This is a genomic window from Streptomyces sp. NPDC045968 (assembly GCF_056430475.1).
Genome location: NZ_JBWKLF010000008.1, coordinates 66,307 through 82,607 on the forward strand (window position 1 = coordinate 66,307; position 16,301 = coordinate 82,607).

Genomic DNA, 16,301 nt, shown 5'->3' on the forward strand with positions numbered 1-16,301 from the left:
CTCGCTGACATGCTCCTGGGCACACCGCCACGCCCCGAGGGAGTGCACCGTGTCCGATGCCGCAGCCGTGTCCGTGCTCGACGACCTGCGCGAGGAGAGCGAGGAACTCGACGCGCTGGTCGCCGGGTTGAGCGGGGAGGGGTGGGCGCTGCCCACGCCCGCCGAGCGGTGGACCGTTGCCCATCAGATCGCGCATCTCGCCTGGACCGACGAGGTCTCGCTGCTCTCCGTCACCGACGCCGACGCCTTCGCGGGTGAGGCCGGGTTGGCGATGGCGGACCCGGACTCCTTCGTCGACCGGGCCGCCGAGGAACTGGTGGGCGCGCTGGCGCCGGACGCGCTGCTCGCGCGGTGGCGGGACGGGCGGGACCGGCTCCAGGAGGCGTTGCGGGCGGCGGCGCCCGGGAGCAGGTTTCCCTGGTACGGGCCGCCGATGGGCGTGGCCTCCATGGCGAGCGCCCGGCTCATGGAGACCTGGGCGCACGGGCAGGACGTCGCCGACGCCCTCGGTGTCACCAGGGCCCCGGCCGGCCGGCTGCGGCATGTGGCGCGGATCGGGGTGCGGGCCCGCGACTACGCCTACTTCGTACGCGGGACGAAGGCGCCCGAGGAGGAGTTCCGGGTGGAACTCACCGCGCCGGACGGTGAGTTGATCACGTACGGCCCGGAGGGCGCGCCACAGCGGGTCACCGGTCCGCTCCACGACTTCTGCCTGCTCGTCACCCGGCGCGCGCACCGCGACGACCTCGCGGTCCGGGCCGTCGGGGCGGACGCCGACCAGTGGCTGGACATCGCCCAGGCGTTCGCCGGACCGGCGGGCCCGGGGCGCCCGGCGAGGGGGAACCGCTGATGAGGCCCCTGCGGATCGGCAACGCCTCCGGGTTCTACGGTGACCGATTCGACGCCGTACGCGACATGCTCACCGACGGCCCCCTCGATGTCCTGACCGGCGACTATCTCGCCGAACTCACCATGCTGATCCTGGCGCGCAGCCGCTTCAAGGACCCGGGGCGGGGGTACGCCACCACCTTCCTGCGGCAGTTGGAGGAGGGGCTCGGGCTCGCACAGGAGCGGGGAGTCAGGATCGTCGCCAATGCCGGAGGGCTGAACCCGGCCGGACTCGCCGATGCCGTCCGGGAGCTGGCGGACAAGGTGGGCGTGCCGGTGCGCGTCGCCCATGTCGAGGGCGACAGCCTCCCCGTGCCGGACGGCTTCCTCGCCGCCAACGCCTACCTCGGCGGCGCCGGCATCGCCGCGTGCCTGCGGGCCGGGGCCGACATCGTCGTCACCGGACGGGTCACCGACGCCGCCCTCGTCACCGGGCCCGCCGCCGCCCACTTCGGCTGGGGCCCCGAGGACCACGACGCGCTCGCCGGGGCCGTCGTCGCCGGGCACGTACTGGAATGCGGGACCCAGGCCACCGGCGGGAACTACGCGTTCTTCGGCGACCACGACGTCCGCAGGCCCGGCTTCCCGGTCGCCGAGATCCACGCCGACGGGTCCTCCGTCATCACCAAGCACGACGGTACGGGGGGTGTCGTCGATGTCGGCACGGTGACCGCGCAGTTGTTGTACGAGACCAACGGAGCCCGGTACGCGGGCCCGGACGTGACCGCCCGGCTCGACACCGTACGGCTGACGCAGGACGGACCGGACCGGGTCAGGATCTCCGGGGTGCGCGGCGAGGCGCCACCGCCCACCCTCAAGGCCGGGCTCGTCCGGATCGGCGGGTGGCGCAACGAGGTCGTCTTCGTCCTCACCGGCCTCGACATCGAGGCCAAGGCGCAGCTCGTACGGGACCAGTTCGAGGACGCGTTCGCCCGGTCCGGCGCCCGGCCCGCCGAGGTGCGGTGGGAGCTGGCCCGCACCGACCACGCCGACGCCCGCAGCGAGGAGACGGCCAGCGCCCTCCTCCGGCTTGTCGTCCGCGACCCGGACGCCGACGCGGTCGGCCGGGCGGTGTCGGGCGCCGCCGTCGAGCTGGCCCTCGGCAGCTATCCCGGCTTCCATGTCACCGCCCCGCCCGGGAAGGGCGCCCCCTACGGGGTGTTCGAGGCCGCATCCGTGCCCGCGGCCGAGGTGGAACACGTGGCCGTCCTGCCCGACGGGGGACGGGTGCGGGTGGCCGGGCCCGTGGAGACGCGGGTGCTCGCTCCGGTCGCGGAGCCCGCGCTGCCTCCCGCGCTCCCCGGGCAGGAGACGCGACGCGTCCCGCTCGGCCGGATCGCCGGGGCCCGCAGCGGCGACAAGGGCGGCGACGCCAACGTGGGCGTGTGGGTGCGCGGCGACGACGCCTGGCGCTGGCTGGCCCACGAGCTGACCGTCGAGCGCTTCAAGGAGCTGCTGCCGGAGACCGGTCCGCTCACCGTCGTACGCCACGTCCTGCCGCAGCTCCGCGCCCTGAACTTCGTCGTCCACGGACTCCTGGGCGAAGGCGTCGCCGCGCAGGCCCGCTTCGACCCCCAGGCCAAGGCGGTGGGGGAGTGGCTGCGGTCCCGGTGCCTGCCCGTCCCCGTATCGCTGCTGGACACCACGGAGGTGACCGCATGACCGTCCTGCCCACCGCACTCGACACCACAGGGCCCGAGTACGCCGCGCACCGCGAGGCCATGCTCGCGAAGCTCGCCGAGCTCGACACCGAGCACACCAAGGCGCTCGCGGGCGGCGGCGAGAAGTACGTGGCCCGGCACAGGAAGCGCGGCAAGCTCCTCGCCCGGGAGCGGATCGAGCTGCTGGTCGACCCGGACACCCCGTTCCTCGAACTGTCACCGCTCGCCGCCTGGGGCAGCGAGTATGCGGTCGGTGCCTCGCTCGTCACCGGGATCGGGGTGGTGGAAGGGGTGGAATGCCTGATCACCGCCAATGATCCGACGGTGCGCGGCGGGGCCTCCAACCCCTGGACGCTGAAGAAGGCCCTGCGGGCGAACGAGATCGCCTTCGCCAACCGGCTGCCCTGCATCAGCCTCGTGGAGTCGGGAGGTGCGGATCTGCCCTCGCAGAAGGAGATCTTCATTCCCGGCGGGGCGCTGTTCCGTGACATCACCCGGCTGTCCGCCGCCGGAATCCCGACCGTCGCCGTCGTCTTCGGGAACTCGACCGCCGGCGGTGCCTACGTCCCCGGCATGTCCGACCACACCGTGATGATCAAGGAGCGGTCGAAGGTCTTCCTCGGCGGGCCGCCCCTGGTGAAGATGGCGACCGGCGAGGAGAGCGACGACGAATCGCTCGGCGGCGCGGAGATGCACGCCCGTACCTCCGGCCTCGCCGACCACTTCGCCGTCGACGAGCAGGACGCGATCCGCCAGGCCCGGCGCATCGTCGCCCGCCTCAACTGGCGCAAGGCGCACGGCGACCCGGGGCCGGCCGAACCGCCGAAGTACGACGAGGACGAGCTGATCGGGATCGTGCCGGGGGATCTGAAGGTCCCCTTCGACCCGCGCGAGGTCATCGCCCGGCTGGTCGACGGCTCCGACTTCGACGCGTTCAAACCGCTGTACGGAAGCAGCCTGGTGACCGGCTGGGCGCGCCTGCACGGCTATCCCGTCGGCATCCTCGCCAACGCCCAGGGCGTGCTCTTCAGCGAGGAGTCGCAGAAGGCCGCCCAGTTCATCCAGCTCGCCAACCAGCGCGACATCCCCCTGCTCTTCCTGCACAACACCACCGGCTACATGGTCGGCAAGGAGTACGAGCAGGGCGGCATCATCAAGCACGGCGCGATGATGATCAACGCCGTGTCGAACTCCAGGGTGCCGCATCTGTCGGTGCTCATGGGCGCCTCGTACGGCGCCGGGCACTACGGCATGTGCGGCCGCGCCTACGACCCCCGCTTCCTCTTCGCCTGGCCGAGCAGCAAGTCGGCCGTGATGGGACCGCAGCAACTGGCCGGGGTGCTGTCGATCGTCGCGCGTGCGTCGTCCGCCGCCAAGGGGCTGCCGTACGACGACGAGGCCGACGCCGGGCTGCGCGCCATGGTGGAGCAGCAGATCGAGTCGGAGTCCCTGCCGATGTTCCTGTCCGGCCGGCTGTACGACGACGGCGTCATCGACCCACGCGACACCAGGACCGTCCTCGGGATGTGCCTGTCCGCGATCCACACCGCACCGGTCGAGGGCGCCCGCGGCGGCTTCGGCATCTTCCGGATGTGAGGACGAACGTGATCACCACCCTCCTTGTCGCCAACCGGGGCGAGATCGCCTGCCGGATCTTCCGCACCTGCCGTGAGCTGGGCATCGGCACGGTCGCCGTGTACTCGGACGCGGACGCCGACGCCCTGCACGTACGGGAGGCCGACACCGCCGTACGCCTGCCGGGGGCCGCGCCGTCCGACACGTATCTGCGCGGCGATCTCGTGGTGGCCGCCGCGCTCGCCGCGGGCGCCGACGCCGTCCACCCCGGGTACGGCTTCCTCTCCGAGAACGCCGGATTCGCCGCCGCCGTGCAGGACGCCGGGCTCGTCTGGGTGGGCCCCCCGGTCAAGGCCATCGAGCTGATGGCGTCCAAGACCCGCGCCAAGGAGCTGATGGCGGCCGCCGACGTGCCGCTCCTCGCACCCGTGGACACGCGGACCGCCACCGATGACGATCTGCCACTGCTGCTCAAGGCGGCGGCGGGCGGCGGCGGGCGCGGGATGCGGATCGTACGGGAACTGGCCGCGCTGCCCGCCGAGTCGACCGCCGCTGCCGCCGAGGCCGCCGCCGCCTTCGGGGACGGCGAGGTCTTCGCCGAGCCGTACGTCGAACGCGGCCGGCACGTCGAGGTCCAGGTCATGGCCGACGGACACGGGACGGTGTGGGCGCTCGGCACCCGGGACTGCTCGCTCCAGCGCCGCCACCAGAAGGTGATCGAGGAGGCGCCCGCGCCCGGCCTCGACGACGCGCTCCGGAACCGGCTGCACGAGGCCGCCGTCGCCGCCGCGCGGGCCGTCGGGTACCTCGGGGCGGGCACCGTCGAGTTCCTCGTATCGGCCGAAGGGCGCCCGTACTTCCTGGAGATGAACACCCGGCTCCAGGTCGAACACCCGGTGACGGAAGCCGTGTTCGGACTCGACCTCGTCGCCCTGCAACTGCGGATCGCCGAAGGCGGACCGCTGCCGGCCGACGGGCCCCCGCAGCCGCGCGGACACGCGGTCGAGGCCCGGCTCTACGCCGAGGACCCCGCCCGTGACTGGCAGCCACAGACCGGAGCACTGCTCACGCTAGACGTCCCCGAAGAACCCGGGCTGCGCCTCGACACCGGATACACCGGCGGCGACACGGTCGGCGTGCACTACGACCCCATGCTCGCCAAGGTCATCGCGCACGCCCCCACCCGCGCCGAAGCCGTACGCCACCTCGCCCGCGCACTGGAACGCGCCCGCATCCACGGGCCCGCCACCAACCGCGACCTGCTCGTACGCTCCCTGCGCCACCCGGACTTCGCCGCCGCCCGCCTCGACACCGGCTTCTACGACCGCCACCTGGACACCCTCGTCCAGCAGCCCGGGGGCCGCGAACTCGCCGCACTCGCCGCCGCGCTCGCGGACGCGGCAGGCAGCACTCACGGGGACGCGAGCCCCGGTCCCGCCCGCTTCGGCGCCTGGCGCAACCTCCCCTCGCAGCCGCAGACCAAGCGCTACCGCGGCGAGCCCGACGGCGCCGAGACGGAAGCCGCCTACCGGACCACCCGCGACGGTCCCGTCCCCGTCGCGGACGTCCGCGTCGTCACCGCGCGACCCGGCCACGTCACCCTCGAAACCGGCGGCGTCACCCGGCACTTCACCGTCACCGCCCACCACGACCGGGTGTACGTCGACACCGCCACCGGCTCGCACGCCTTCACCGTCCTGCCCCGCTTCACCGACCCCACCGAACGCACCGAACCCGGCTCCCTGCTCGCGCCCATGCCCGGCACCGTCGTCCGCCTCGCGGACGGTCTCGCACCCGGCGCGGCCGTCGAGGCCGGGCAGCCGCTGATCTGGCTGGAGGCCATGAAGATGGAGCACCGCATCCTCGCTCCCGCCTCCGGCACCCTCACCGCACTCCACGCCGCGCCCGGCCACCAGGTCGAGGTCGGCGCCCTGCTCGCCGTCGTCACCGAACCCGCAGCACCGGAGGAGAACGTATGAGCACCGCCCTCGACACCGAAGAGCACCAGGCCCTGCGCGCCGCTGTCGCCGCCCTCGGCAAGCGGTACGGCCGCGACTACATGACCTCCCTCGTCCGCGAGGGGGAGCACCCCCGAGAACTGTGGGCCGAGGCCGCCAAGCTCGGCTACCTCGGAGTGAACCTCCCCGAGGAGTACGGCGGCGGGGGCGGCGGCATGGCCGAACTCTCCCTCGTGCTCGAAGAGCTGGGCGCGGCCGGCTCGCCGCTGCTGATGATGATCGTCTCCCCGGCCATCTGCGGCACCGTGATCGCCCGCTTCGGCACCGAAGCCCAGAAGCGGCGATGGCTCCCCGGGCTCGCCGACGGCAGCATCACCATGGCCTTCGGGATCACCGAACCCGACGCCGGGTCCAACTCCCACCGCATCACCACCACCGCCCGCAGGGACGGCTCAGGACCCGACGCCGACTGGCTGCTCACCGGGCGCAAGGTCTTCGTCTCCGGCGTCGACATAGCCGAGGCGACCCTCATCGTCGGCCGCACCGAGGACGCCCGCTCCGGCAAGCTCAAGCCCTGCCTCTTCATCGTGCCGCGCGACGCACCCGGCTTCCAGCGCCGGCAGATCGACATGGAACTCCAGGCGCCGGAGAAGCAGTTCGAGCTGGTCCTCGACGACGTACGGCTGCCCGCCGACGCGCTCGTCGGCGACGAGGACGCGGGGCTGCTCCAGCTCTTCGCCGGGCTGAACCCCGAGCGCATCATGACCGCCGCCTTCGCCCTCGGCATGGGCACGTACGCGATCGCCCGCGCCGTGGACTACGCCCGCACCCGGCAGGTGTGGAAGGACCCCATCGGCGCCCACCAGGCCATCGCCCACCCGCTCGCCCAGTCGCACATCGAGCTGGAACTGGCCCGGCTGATGATGCAGAAGGCCGCGCGGCTCTACGACGAGGGCGACGACATGGGCGCGGGCGAGGCCGCGAACATGGCGAAGTACGCCGCGGCCGAAGCCTGTGTGAAGGCCGTCGACCAGGCCGTCCACACCCTCGGCGGCAACGGCCTGACCCGCGAGTACGGCCTCGCCTCGCTCGTCACGGCGGCCCGCGTCGCCCGGATCGCACCCGTCAGCCGGGAGATGATCCTCAACTACGTCTCCCACCAGTCGCTGGGACTCCCCAAGTCGTACTGACCGCGACAGTCGCGTCCAGGGTCTCCCCAAGCCCGTGCGACAGACGCGATTCTGGCACTCCACACCCGTGGAAGCATCCGTAGAAACACCCGTAGAAACGCCCGCCGAAGCATCGGTCGAAGGGGACTGCCATGGTGTTCAGCAGCGAGTACGCAGACGTTCCGGCCCTCGAAGTGCCCATTCACGAAGCCGTACTCGGACGGGCCGCCGCATACGGCGACACCGTCGCCCTGGTCGACGGGACGAACGGCCTCACGGTCACGTACGCCCAGCTCGACACGTTCCACCGGCGCATCGCGGCGGCCCTGGCCGAGGCGGGGCTGCGCAAGGGCGACGTCCTCGCCCTGCACAGCCCCAACACCATCGCCTACCCGGCCGTCTTCTACGGGGCGACCCGGGCCGGGGCCGCCGTCACCACCGTCCACCCGCTCGCCACCGTCGAGGAGTTCGCCAAGCAGCTCGGCGACTCCGGGGCACGGTGGATCGTCACCGTGTCCCCGCTCCTCGACACCGCGCGCAAGGCGGCGGCGCTCGCCGGCTCCGTCCGGGAGATCTTCGTCTGCGACCAGGCCGAAGGGCACACCTCCGTCCTCGACATGCTCGGCTCCACCGCACCCGAACCGCACGTGACCATCGACCCCGCCGAGGACGTCGCCGCCCTCCCGTACTCCTCCGGCACCACCGGCGCCCCCAAGGGCGTCATGCTCACCCACCGCTCCATCGGCACCAACCTGGAGCAGTTGCACCCCTTCATCCCCATGGGTCCTGGAGACACCATTCTTGCGGTGCTGCCCTTTTTTCATATATATGGGCTCACGGCTCTGATGAACGCCCCGCTGCGCTGCGGCGCCACGGTCGTGGTGCTGCCCCGCTTCGAGCTCGCCCAGTTCCTCGGCGCGATCGAGAAGTACCGCATCAGCGGGCTGTACGTGGCTCCGCCGATCGTCCTGGCCCTCGCCAAGCACCCCGCCGTCGGGCAGTACGACCTGTCCTCGCTGGATTACATCGTCAGCGCCGCCGCCCCTCTGGACGCCGGTCTGGCCACCGCCTGCTCCACCCGGCTCGGACTGCCGCCCGTCCGCCAGGCGTACGGCATGACCGAGCTCTCACCCGGCACCCACGTCGTCCCGCTGTCCGCCGAGAACCCGCCCCCCGGAGCGGTCGGGAAGCTGCTCCCCAACACCGAGATGCGGATCGTGGCCCTGGACGACCCGGGCAAGGACGCGGGGACCGGCACCGACGGCGAAGTGCTCATCCGCGGCCCCCAGGTGATGAAGGGCTACCTCGGACGCCCCGAGGCCACCGCCGACATGATCGACAGCGATGGCTGGGTGCACACCGGGGACATCGGGCGCGTCGACGACGAGGGCTGGCTGTACGTCGTCGACCGGGTCAAGGAACTGATCAAGTACAAGGGCTACCAGGTCGCCCCCGCCGAACTGGAGGCGCTGCTGCTCGGCCACGAACGGATCGCCGACGCCGCGGTCATCGGGGTGTACGACGCCGACGGCAACGAGATCCCGAAGGCGTACCTGGTACGCAGGGCCGGTGAGGAGACGCTGACGGTCGAGGACGTCATGGCGTACGTCTCCGAGCGCGTCGCCCCGTACAAGAAGGTCCGGCAGGCCGAGTTCATCGACGCCGTACCGCGGGCGGCCTCCGGGAAGATCCTCCGGCGCGAACTGCGCGACCGCGAGAAGACCGCCACGGCCGGCCCCGCCGACCCCGACTTCACCGACCCCGCCGCACCCCACCAGGAGAGCCCCGCATGACCCTCGCCGACCCGACGCACGTCCAGGGCGTCACGACCCTCACCCTCGACTCACCGGCGAACCGCAACGCGCTCTCCGCGCGGCTCGTCGGCGCGCTCGGGGAGGCCCTGGACGCCTGCGCGGCCGACGACACCGTACGGGCCATCGTCCTCACCCACACCGGCACCACGTTCTGCGCCGGCGCGGACCTCACGGGGCCACCCGACCCGGCGGCGTTCGTCGCGCTGATGCGCCGGATCGTCGCCCTGCCGAAGCCGGTCGTGGCCCGGGTCACCGGACACGTCAGGGCCGGCGGCCTCGGGCTGCTGAGCGCCTGCGACATCTCGGTGGCCGGGCCCGGCGCCTCGTTCGCCCTCACCGAGTCCCGGCTCGGCCTGGCCCCCGCCGTGATCTCGGTGCCGCTGCTGGCCCGCATGGACCCGGCGTCCGCCGCCCGCTACTTCCTCACCGGCGAACGCTTCGACGCGACGGAAGCCGCCCGCACCGGTCTGGTCACCCTGGCCGCCGAGGACGTGGACAAGGCACTCGAACCGGTACTGGACGGACTGCGCAGGGCCTCGCCGCAAGGTCTGCGGGCATCCAAGGAACTGGTCACGGCTACTGTGCTGAAGAATTTCGATCAGCACGCCGAAGACCTCATCGCCCGCTCGGCAGCCCTCTTCACCTCCGCCGAGGCACGGGAAGGGATGACGGCCTTCCTCGAACGACGGGACCCCGCATGGGTGTTGTGACACCCCCGAAGACACCGAAGCAGGACCGCAGCCGCGCCACGCGCCTGCGCCTCCTCGAAGCCGCGGTCGCCTGCCTCGCCGAACACGGCTGGGCGGGCTCCACGGTCTCCGTCGTCGCCGAACGCGCCGGGGTGTCGCGGGGCGCGGCCCAGCACCACTTCCCGACCCGCGAGGACCTGTTCACCGCGGCCGTCGAATACGTCGCCGAGGAACGCTCGGCCGCCCTGCGCGCCCTGCCCGTCCAGGGCCGCACGGAGGTCGTCGCCGCCCTCGTCGACCTCTACACCGGCCCGCTCTTCCGCGCCGCGCTCCAGCTCTGGGTCGCCGCGTCCAACGAGGAGCAGCTCCGCCCCCGCGTCACCGAACTCGAAGCCCGCGTCGGCCGCGAGACCCACCGCATCGCCGTCGGACTCCTCGGCGCCGACGAGGAGAAGCCGGGCGTACGGGAGACGGTCCAGGGCCTCCTGGACATGGCCCGCGGCCTGGGGCTCGCCAACCTGCTGACGGACGACGCGGCCCGCCGCCGCAGGGTCGTCGCCCAGTGGGCGGCCCTGCTGGACGGCGTACTGGACTGACAACCCGCCGTCAGTTCCCCAGGTTCGCGATCTGGTCGTACCCGCCGATCTCACGGGGGTCGCGCGAGCCCGGACCGATGTACGTGGCGGACGGCCGCACCAGCCGGCCCGTGCGCTTCTGCTCCAGGATGTGCGCCGACCAGCCCGCCGTACGGGCACACGTGAACATCGACGTGAACATGTGCGCCGGAACCTCCGCGAAGTCCAGCACGATCGCCGCCCAGAACTCCACGTTCGTCGCCAGCACCCGGTCGGGGCGCCGCGCGTGCAGCTCCTCGAGCGCGGCCTTCTCCAGCGCCTCGGCGACCTCGAAGCGCGGCGCGGCCAGCTCCCTCGCCGTACGCCGCAGGACGCGCGCCCGCGGGTCCTCGGCCCGGTACACGCGGTGCCCGAAGCCCATCAGCCGCTCACCCTTGTCCAGGGCCTGCTTCACGTACGCCGTCGCGTCACCGGTGCGCTCGATCTCCTCGATCATGCCGAGGACCCGGGACGGGGCGCCGCCGTGCAGCGGACCCGACATCGCGCCCACCGCGCCGGAGAGCGCCGCCGCCACGTCGGCGCCGGTCGAGGCGATGACACGGGCGGTGAAGGTGGAGGCGTTCATTCCGTGCTCGGCGGCCGAGGTCCAGTAGGCGTCGACGGCCTTGACGTGCTTGGGGTCCGGTTCACCGCGCCAGCGGATCATGAAGCGCTCGACGACGGACTCCGCCTTGTCGATCTCGCTCTGCGGGACCATCGCGTGCCCCTGCCCGCGCGCCGACTGGGCGACGTACGACAGGGCCATCACGGCGGCCCGCGCCAGGTCGTCGCGCGCGGTCCGCTCGTCGATGTCCAGCAGCGGTTTGAGGCCCCACACGGGCGCGAGCATCGCCAGGGCGGACTGCACGTCCACCCGGATGTCGCCGGAGTGCACGGGGATCGGGAACGGCTCGGCGGGCGGCAGGCCGGGGTTGAACGCCCCGTCCACCAGCAGGCCCCAGACGTTGCCGAAGGAGACCTGGCCGACGAGGTCCTCGATGTCGACACCGCGGTAGCGGAGCGAGCCACCCTCCTTGTCCGGTTCGGCGATCTCCGTTTCGAACGCGACGACTCCTTCGAGTCCGGGTACGAAGGCGGACATGGGGCGGCTCCCTCAGATCGGCGGCTGGTCCGGCGGCTGTGCGGCGACTGGTTGCTGAACGGCTGTGCGAAGGCCGAAGGCCACAGACGCCTGATCCAAGATATTGGCGGGTTCCCACGACGCGGGGAAGCGTGACATCCGGCACAGGGCCCCATTTCCCCGGTGGACGGTTACGGCCCCTCCCCGCCGGGCAGACTCGACCCCTGCGGCAGGATGGCCCCGTGCCCACCCCAGACTCCTCACCCTCCTCCGCTCGCACCCCTCGTCACGATTGCACCACCGATCCGGCCGTGATGCGCGAGCACTACCGTTCCGAGGACTTCACCGAGAAGGACCTCGCCGCCGATCCCATGGACCAGTTCGCCCACTGGTTCAGCCAGGTCGCAGCGGGCGGTGTGCTCCACGAGCCGAACGCGATGGTGGTCTCCACGGCCACACCCGAGGGCCGTCCGTCCTCCCGCACCGTGCTGCTCAAGCAGTACGACGACGGCGGCTTCGTCTTCTTCACGAACTACGGCTCCCGCAAGGGCCGCGAACTGGCCGCCAACCCGTACGTCTCTCTGCTCTTCCCCTGGCACCCGATGGCCCGCCAGGTCGTCGTCACCGGCAGAGCGGCCCGCGTGAGCCGCGAAGAGACGGTCGCCTACTTCCGCACCCGCCCGCACGGCTCCCAGCTGGGCGCCTGGGCGAGCGAGCAGTCGACGGTGATCGGCTCACGCGCGGAACTCGTCGACCGCTACGAGGAACTGGCCGCCCGCTACCCGGAGGGCGAGAAGGTCCCGGCGCCCCCGCAGTGGGGCGGCTTCCGCGTCGTACCGGACTCGATCGAATTCTGGCAGGGCCACGCGAACCGCCTGCACGACCGGCTGCGTTACGTACGCTCCACGGAGAACCCGGCCGCCTGGCACGTGGAACGCCTCTGCCCGTAGGACAGGCCCGGCTTCCCTGCCCGGACACGCAGAAACCCGCAGGCTCTGGTCCCTCCTTGCGGAGGAGCCGGCCGGACTTACCGGCGAGCCTGCGGGTCGGTGACTGCTTGGTTTTCGGCAGACAGCCTGCCGAGGTGCACAGTGTGCGACGACGGGCTGTCAGCCCGCAGCCACCTCACGAATCCGATAAGACTGCACTTTTCGGATCACCTCCTTTCAACGTGTACGTACACCGTAGGAACGTCTCCGGCTCCGCACAACCGATTTAACGAGCCTCCCGATTTCCGGGAAGTTCCGGGAAGTTCCCGGGAACGGGATGTGCCCTGGGTCACGTTCGAGTTGAATAGTGCGACGTGCGGCACTGGCGAACGCCTCCCGTAGGGGGTACGGAATGAGCGCTTCCAGTAGCAGGGGGACCACGGACGCCCTCGGCTCCGACGGTGAGCCGGAGCCCGGGGCGGAGTTGCTCGCGGCCCTGCTCGACGGCATGGACGCCGCGCTCTGCGCCTTCGACGCGGACGGCACGATCACCCACTGGAACCGCGAGGCCGAACGCATCCTCGGCTGGAGCGCCGGGGAGGCGGTGGGGCGGAGCGGATTCGCCGGGTGGGCGGTGCGCAGTGCGGACGCGGCGGACGTGCAGGGACGGCTCATGGCCGCCATGGGCGCCCCGGGGCGTCAGGTCCACGAGTTCGCGCTGCTGCGCAAGGGCGGCGGGCGGGTGCTCGTACGGACCCAGTCCGCTGGGGTGCGGGGAGCCGACGGGCGGCCCACCGGGGTGTACTGCGCGTTCGGCGAGGTGCACGCGCAGATCGATCTGGAGCGGGCGATCGCGCTCAGCGAGGCGCTGTTCGAGGACGCGTCGTGGGGTGTGGTCCTCGTCGACGTCGATCTGCGCCCGACCGTCGTCAACGCCCATGCGGCCCGCGCGCTCGGCGGAGGACGCGGGGCGCTGCTGGGCCGTCCGCTGGGTGAGCTGATCGTGCAGGGCGTGGAGGACCTGGAGGGCTCGCTGCGCCACGTTCTGGCCGAGGGGCCGCCACCCGCGCCCGCCGAACTGTGGGTGACGCTGCGGGCCCCGGACGGGGACCGGCGGCGCTGCTGGCGCAGCGGCTTCCTGCGGCTGGCCTCACCGCTCGCGGAGGAACCGGTTCCGCTCGGCGTCGGCTGGCTGTTCCAGGACGTGACGGCGGCGAAACTGGCCGAGCGGGAGGCGGACCGGCTGCGTTTCAGGTCGAACCAGCTGCACAGGGCCGCCGTCTCGGCGGCCGAGTGCGAGGACCCCATGGAGGCGGCGACGTCCACGCTGGACTACGCCCTGGCCGGATTCGCCGACCACGTGGTGGTGGATCTGCTGCCGGCCGACGGCGATCCCCGCCCCGTACGCACCCTGTCGACGCCCGCCGACGGTCCCGGCCCGTGCCTGCCGGTCTCCGGCGGCTCGGTCCCCGTGCGGTACGCGGCAGGGCACCCGGCCCTCCAGTCGCTGGACCGCGAGGGCTCGGTACGGGCGAGCGCGGGTGCCGGAGCCGAGGCGTGGGCGCTGGAACGGCGGTGGCCCGGGGACTCGGTCCACGCCCTGTGCGCGGTGCTGCGCAGCCGGGGCCGGACGCTGGGAGTGGTCACGTTCCTGCGTACGCGTCACCGCACGGCCTTCGAACGCCCGGACGCGGCCTACGCGGAGACGGTGGCCGCGAGGGTCGCCGCAGCGGTGGATCTGGCCCGCTCGCCGGGCCCCACCCCGGGCGACGCTCAGTGCCGGTAGAAGATCCGGTCCCGGTACTCCGTCATCACGCGCCCGTTCCACTCGTGCCCGCCATCGACATTCCCCGAGCGAAGCAACGGCGGTTCGATCCCCCGAGCCACCAGCGCCTCCGCCGCGGCCGCCATCATCGCCTGCATCACCGCGCTGGTGACCACCGTCGACGCGGGCGCGAACGGCGCCTCGACGCCCTTCGTCGTCAGTTCCGCGTCGCCGATCGGAATCTTGCTGTCGAGGACGATGTCGCAGTGGTCGCGCAGGAATCCGCCCGACGCGTGCCGGGACCTGGTTCCCTCCGCGTACGTCACCGACGTGACACCGATGACCGTCAGCCCGAGGGCGCGCGCGTTCTGGGCCATCTCCACCGGCAGCGCGTTGCGCCCGGAGAGCGAGATGATCACGAGGAGGTCGCCCGAGCGTGCGGGGCTGGAGTCCAGCACCGCCCCGGCCAGTCCGTCCACCCGCTCCAGCGCGGACCCCAGCGTCGCCGGCATGACGTCGACCCCCACCGTGCCGGGCACGGCGAGCAGGTTCATCAGGGCGAGGCCGCCCGCCCGGTACACGACGTCCTGGGCGGCGAGTGACGAGTGCCCGGCGCCGAACGCGAAGAGCCTGCCGCCCGAGGCGACCGTGTCGGCGATCGCGGCGCCCGCGGCGGCGATGCTCTCGGACTCCTCGTCGCGTACGCGCTCCAGCAGGCCGATCGCTGCGTCGAAGAACTGACCGGCCAACGTGCTGTCGCTCATCGAGGAGGGCCCTTTCAGCGGGATGGAATGTCCGTGCCGCCGATCACGTTGCGGTCTGGACCAGTGGACTGTCAATACCGCGCGGGAGCCCGCACCGCCCACTCTTCGGTCGGCGCGGCACGGTTGCCAGCGGTATGCGTCAGAATTGGTGCAGGGCCATCGCACGACGACTTCATGTCACAGCATCGAGGGGCACGTATGTCCGGACTGATCGACACCACGGAGATGTATCTCCGCACCATCCTCGAGCTCGAAGAGGAAGGCGTGGTCCCCATGCGCGCCCGGATCGCGGAACGGCTGGACCAGAGCGGTCCGACGGTCAGCCAGACGGTGGCGCGCATGGAGCGCGACGGGCTGGTCCAGGTCGCGGGGGACCGCCATCTGGAGCTGACCGGCGAGGGCCGCCGCCTCGCCACCCGCGTGATGCGCAAGCACCGGCTCGCCGAGTGTCTGCTCGTCGACGTGATCGGCCTGGAGTGGGAGCAGGTCCACGCGGAGGCGTGCCGCTGGGAGCACGTCATGAGCGAGGCCGTGGAGCGCCGGGTGCTGGAGCTTCTGAGGCACCCCACCGAGTCGCCGTACGGGAACCCGATCCCGGGCCTTGAGGAGCTGGGCGAGAAGGCCGAGGCCGAATCGTTCCTGGACGAGAGCATGGTGAGCCTCTCCGAGCTGGACCCCGGCGCCGACGGGAAGACCGTGGTCGTGCGCCGGATCGGGGAGCCGATCCAGACCGACGCCCAGCTGATGTACACGCTGCGGCGCGCGGGCGTGCAGCCCGGTTCGGTGGTCAGCGTGACGGCCTCGCCCGGCGGCGTGCTGGTCGGGTCCAGCGGCGAGGCGGCCGAGCTGGACGCCGAGGTGGCTTCGCACGTCTTCGTCGCGAAGCGCTGACCAGGTGAGGAAGGGGCGTTGAGCGCGCCCCGAAGCGGTGGCGTGGCGGTACGGCGACGGTGTGCCGGAGGTTCGGTGACCGGACCGTAACGCCCGCTTTCTGTTTTCCGTCCGGAATCGCAGCGCCCGGACGAATCGCGTGCCAGGCTGTGGCCAGGCATATGACCTGAGGGTGTCGGCCGGATCGGATCGATCCGGGCCGCGCGGTCGGGGAGGGAGCAGGGAATGCGCCCGTCGTACTGGCATGTGCACCAGAAGGTGACTGCCGCGCCCACGGACCTGGTGAGCGCCCCGCCCCGCGCGCACGGCGCCGGAAGGACCCGCTCCGGAACAGGGGCGGGCCCCGGTGCTCACTGGCACCGGGGCCCGTCCTCCCCTTCGCCGACCTGGAGCCCCGAGCTCTCAAGGTCGGCCCCGACGGACCGTTTTCCCCGAGCGGTCCGCCCCCCGGGGAAGATCTCCCCAGGGCGGCGGACGCCAATCCTTGAGGGTCGTCACTCGAA

Annotated in this window: 13 protein-coding genes; 11 read left to right on the forward strand and 2 right to left on the reverse strand. The window is 72.2% G+C overall.

The window, feature by feature from the left end; genetic code table 11:
- Positions 1-49: 49 nt before the first annotated feature.
- The 8 genes from AC07FA_RS23075 (at position 50) to AC07FA_RS23110 (ending at position 10,350) form a co-directional block, all read left to right on the forward strand.
- Positions 50-850 (forward strand): TIGR03084 family metal-binding protein, encoded by an 801-nt coding sequence (locus tag AC07FA_RS23075; protein ID WP_479077887.1) that lies wholly within the window; start codon positions 50-52, stop codon positions 848-850.
- A complete protein-coding gene (locus AC07FA_RS23080; protein WP_479077888.1) occupies positions 850-2,550 on the forward strand; it encodes an acyclic terpene utilization AtuA family protein in 1,701 nt (566 codons plus the stop codon). The genes AC07FA_RS23075 and AC07FA_RS23080 overlap by 1 nt, the downstream gene beginning before the upstream one ends.
- Positions 2,547-4,145, forward strand: coding sequence for an acyl-CoA carboxylase subunit beta (locus AC07FA_RS23085; RefSeq protein ID WP_479077890.1), 1,599 nt, complete (start codon positions 2,547-2,549; stop codon positions 4,143-4,145). Before AC07FA_RS23080 ends, AC07FA_RS23085 begins: the two co-directional genes overlap by 4 nt.
- An 8-nt stretch (positions 4,146-4,153) precedes the next feature.
- On the forward strand, positions 4,154-6,103 hold the full coding sequence (locus AC07FA_RS23090; protein WP_479078262.1) for an acetyl/propionyl/methylcrotonyl-CoA carboxylase subunit alpha: 1,950 nt from the start codon (positions 4,154-4,156) through the stop codon (positions 6,101-6,103).
- Complete coding sequence (locus AC07FA_RS23095; RefSeq protein WP_479077892.1) at positions 6,100-7,272, forward strand: acyl-CoA dehydrogenase family protein; 1,173 nt, start codon at positions 6,100-6,102, stop codon at positions 7,270-7,272. The genes AC07FA_RS23090 and AC07FA_RS23095 overlap by 4 nt, the downstream gene beginning before the upstream one ends.
- Before the next feature lie 131 nt (positions 7,273-7,403).
- Positions 7,404-9,044 (forward strand): 4-coumarate--CoA ligase family protein, encoded by a 1,641-nt coding sequence (locus AC07FA_RS23100; RefSeq protein WP_479077893.1) that lies wholly within the window; start codon positions 7,404-7,406, stop codon positions 9,042-9,044.
- Positions 9,041-9,775: an enoyl-CoA hydratase family protein gene (locus AC07FA_RS23105; RefSeq protein WP_479077894.1), complete on the forward strand. Its 735-nt coding sequence runs from the start codon at positions 9,041-9,043 to the stop codon at positions 9,773-9,775. Before AC07FA_RS23100 ends, AC07FA_RS23105 begins: the two co-directional genes overlap by 4 nt.
- A complete protein-coding gene (locus AC07FA_RS23110) occupies positions 9,763-10,350 on the forward strand; it encodes a TetR/AcrR family transcriptional regulator (protein ID WP_479077896.1) in 588 nt (195 codons plus the stop codon). The genes AC07FA_RS23105 and AC07FA_RS23110 overlap by 13 nt, the downstream gene beginning before the upstream one ends.
- Positions 10,351-10,360: 10 nt before the next feature.
- On the opposite strand, the gene AC07FA_RS23115 is transcribed toward AC07FA_RS23110, so the two are convergent.
- Positions 10,361-11,470 (reverse strand): citrate synthase 2, encoded by a 1,110-nt coding sequence (locus AC07FA_RS23115; protein ID WP_479077897.1) that lies wholly within the window; start codon positions 11,468-11,470, stop codon positions 10,361-10,363.
- 293 nt (positions 11,471-11,763) lie between these two features.
- On the opposite strand from AC07FA_RS23115, the gene pdxH reads away from it, so the two are divergent.
- Entirely contained in the window at positions 11,764-12,399 is a 636-nt protein-coding gene (pdxH, locus tag AC07FA_RS23120) for a pyridoxamine 5'-phosphate oxidase (RefSeq protein ID WP_479077898.1), read from the forward strand.
- A gap of 391 nt (positions 12,400-12,790) precedes the next feature.
- Positions 12,791-14,164, forward strand: coding sequence for a PAS domain-containing protein (locus AC07FA_RS23125; protein ID WP_479077900.1), 1,374 nt, complete (start codon positions 12,791-12,793; stop codon positions 14,162-14,164).
- Here AC07FA_RS23125 and AC07FA_RS23130 read toward each other — a convergent pair.
- Positions 14,152-14,907, reverse strand: a complete 756-nt coding sequence (locus AC07FA_RS23130; RefSeq protein WP_479077901.1) for an SIS domain-containing protein — start codon at positions 14,905-14,907, stop codon at positions 14,152-14,154. The genes AC07FA_RS23125 and AC07FA_RS23130 overlap by 13 nt on opposite strands.
- Positions 14,908-15,105: 198 nt before the next feature.
- On the opposite strand from AC07FA_RS23130, the gene AC07FA_RS23135 reads away from it, so the two are divergent.
- The gene (locus AC07FA_RS23135) at positions 15,106-15,798 is read left to right on the forward strand and encodes an iron-dependent transcriptional repressor DtxR (RefSeq protein WP_479077902.1); all 693 of its coding nucleotides are present in this window, start codon (positions 15,106-15,108) and stop codon (positions 15,796-15,798) included.
- Positions 15,799-16,301 lie beyond the last annotated feature (503 nt).

What these genes read in the sequence shown, in the direction of transcription:
- AC07FA_RS23080 (WP_479077888.1), top strand. Translation starts at nt 850, where the DNA reads ATGAGGCCCCTGCGGATCGGCAACGCCTCCGGGTTCTACGGTGACCGA.
- AC07FA_RS23085 (WP_479077890.1), top strand. Translation starts at nt 2,547, where the DNA reads ATGACCGTCCTGCCCACCGCACTCGACACCACAGGGCCCGAGTACGCC.
- AC07FA_RS23095 (WP_479077892.1), top strand. Translation starts at nt 6,100, where the DNA reads ATGAGCACCGCCCTCGACACCGAAGAGCACCAGGCCCTGCGCGCCGCT.
- AC07FA_RS23100 (WP_479077893.1), top strand. Translation starts at nt 7,404, where the DNA reads ATGGTGTTCAGCAGCGAGTACGCAGACGTTCCGGCCCTCGAAGTGCCC.
- AC07FA_RS23105 (WP_479077894.1), top strand. Translation starts at nt 9,041, where the DNA reads ATGACCCTCGCCGACCCGACGCACGTCCAGGGCGTCACGACCCTCACC.
- AC07FA_RS23110 (WP_479077896.1), top strand. Translation starts at nt 9,763, where the DNA reads ATGGGTGTTGTGACACCCCCGAAGACACCGAAGCAGGACCGCAGCCGC.
- AC07FA_RS23115 (WP_479077897.1), bottom strand. Translation starts at nt 11,470, where the DNA reads ATGTCCGCCTTCGTACCCGGACTCGAAGGAGTCGTCGCGTTCGAAACG.
- pdxH (WP_479077898.1), top strand. Translation starts at nt 11,764, where the DNA reads ATGCGCGAGCACTACCGTTCCGAGGACTTCACCGAGAAGGACCTCGCC.
- AC07FA_RS23125 (WP_479077900.1), top strand. Translation starts at nt 12,791, where the DNA reads ATGAGCGCTTCCAGTAGCAGGGGGACCACGGACGCCCTCGGCTCCGAC.
- AC07FA_RS23130 (WP_479077901.1), bottom strand. Translation starts at nt 14,907, where the DNA reads ATGAGCGACAGCACGTTGGCCGGTCAGTTCTTCGACGCAGCGATCGGC.
- AC07FA_RS23135 (WP_479077902.1), top strand. Translation starts at nt 15,106, where the DNA reads ATGTCCGGACTGATCGACACCACGGAGATGTATCTCCGCACCATCCTC.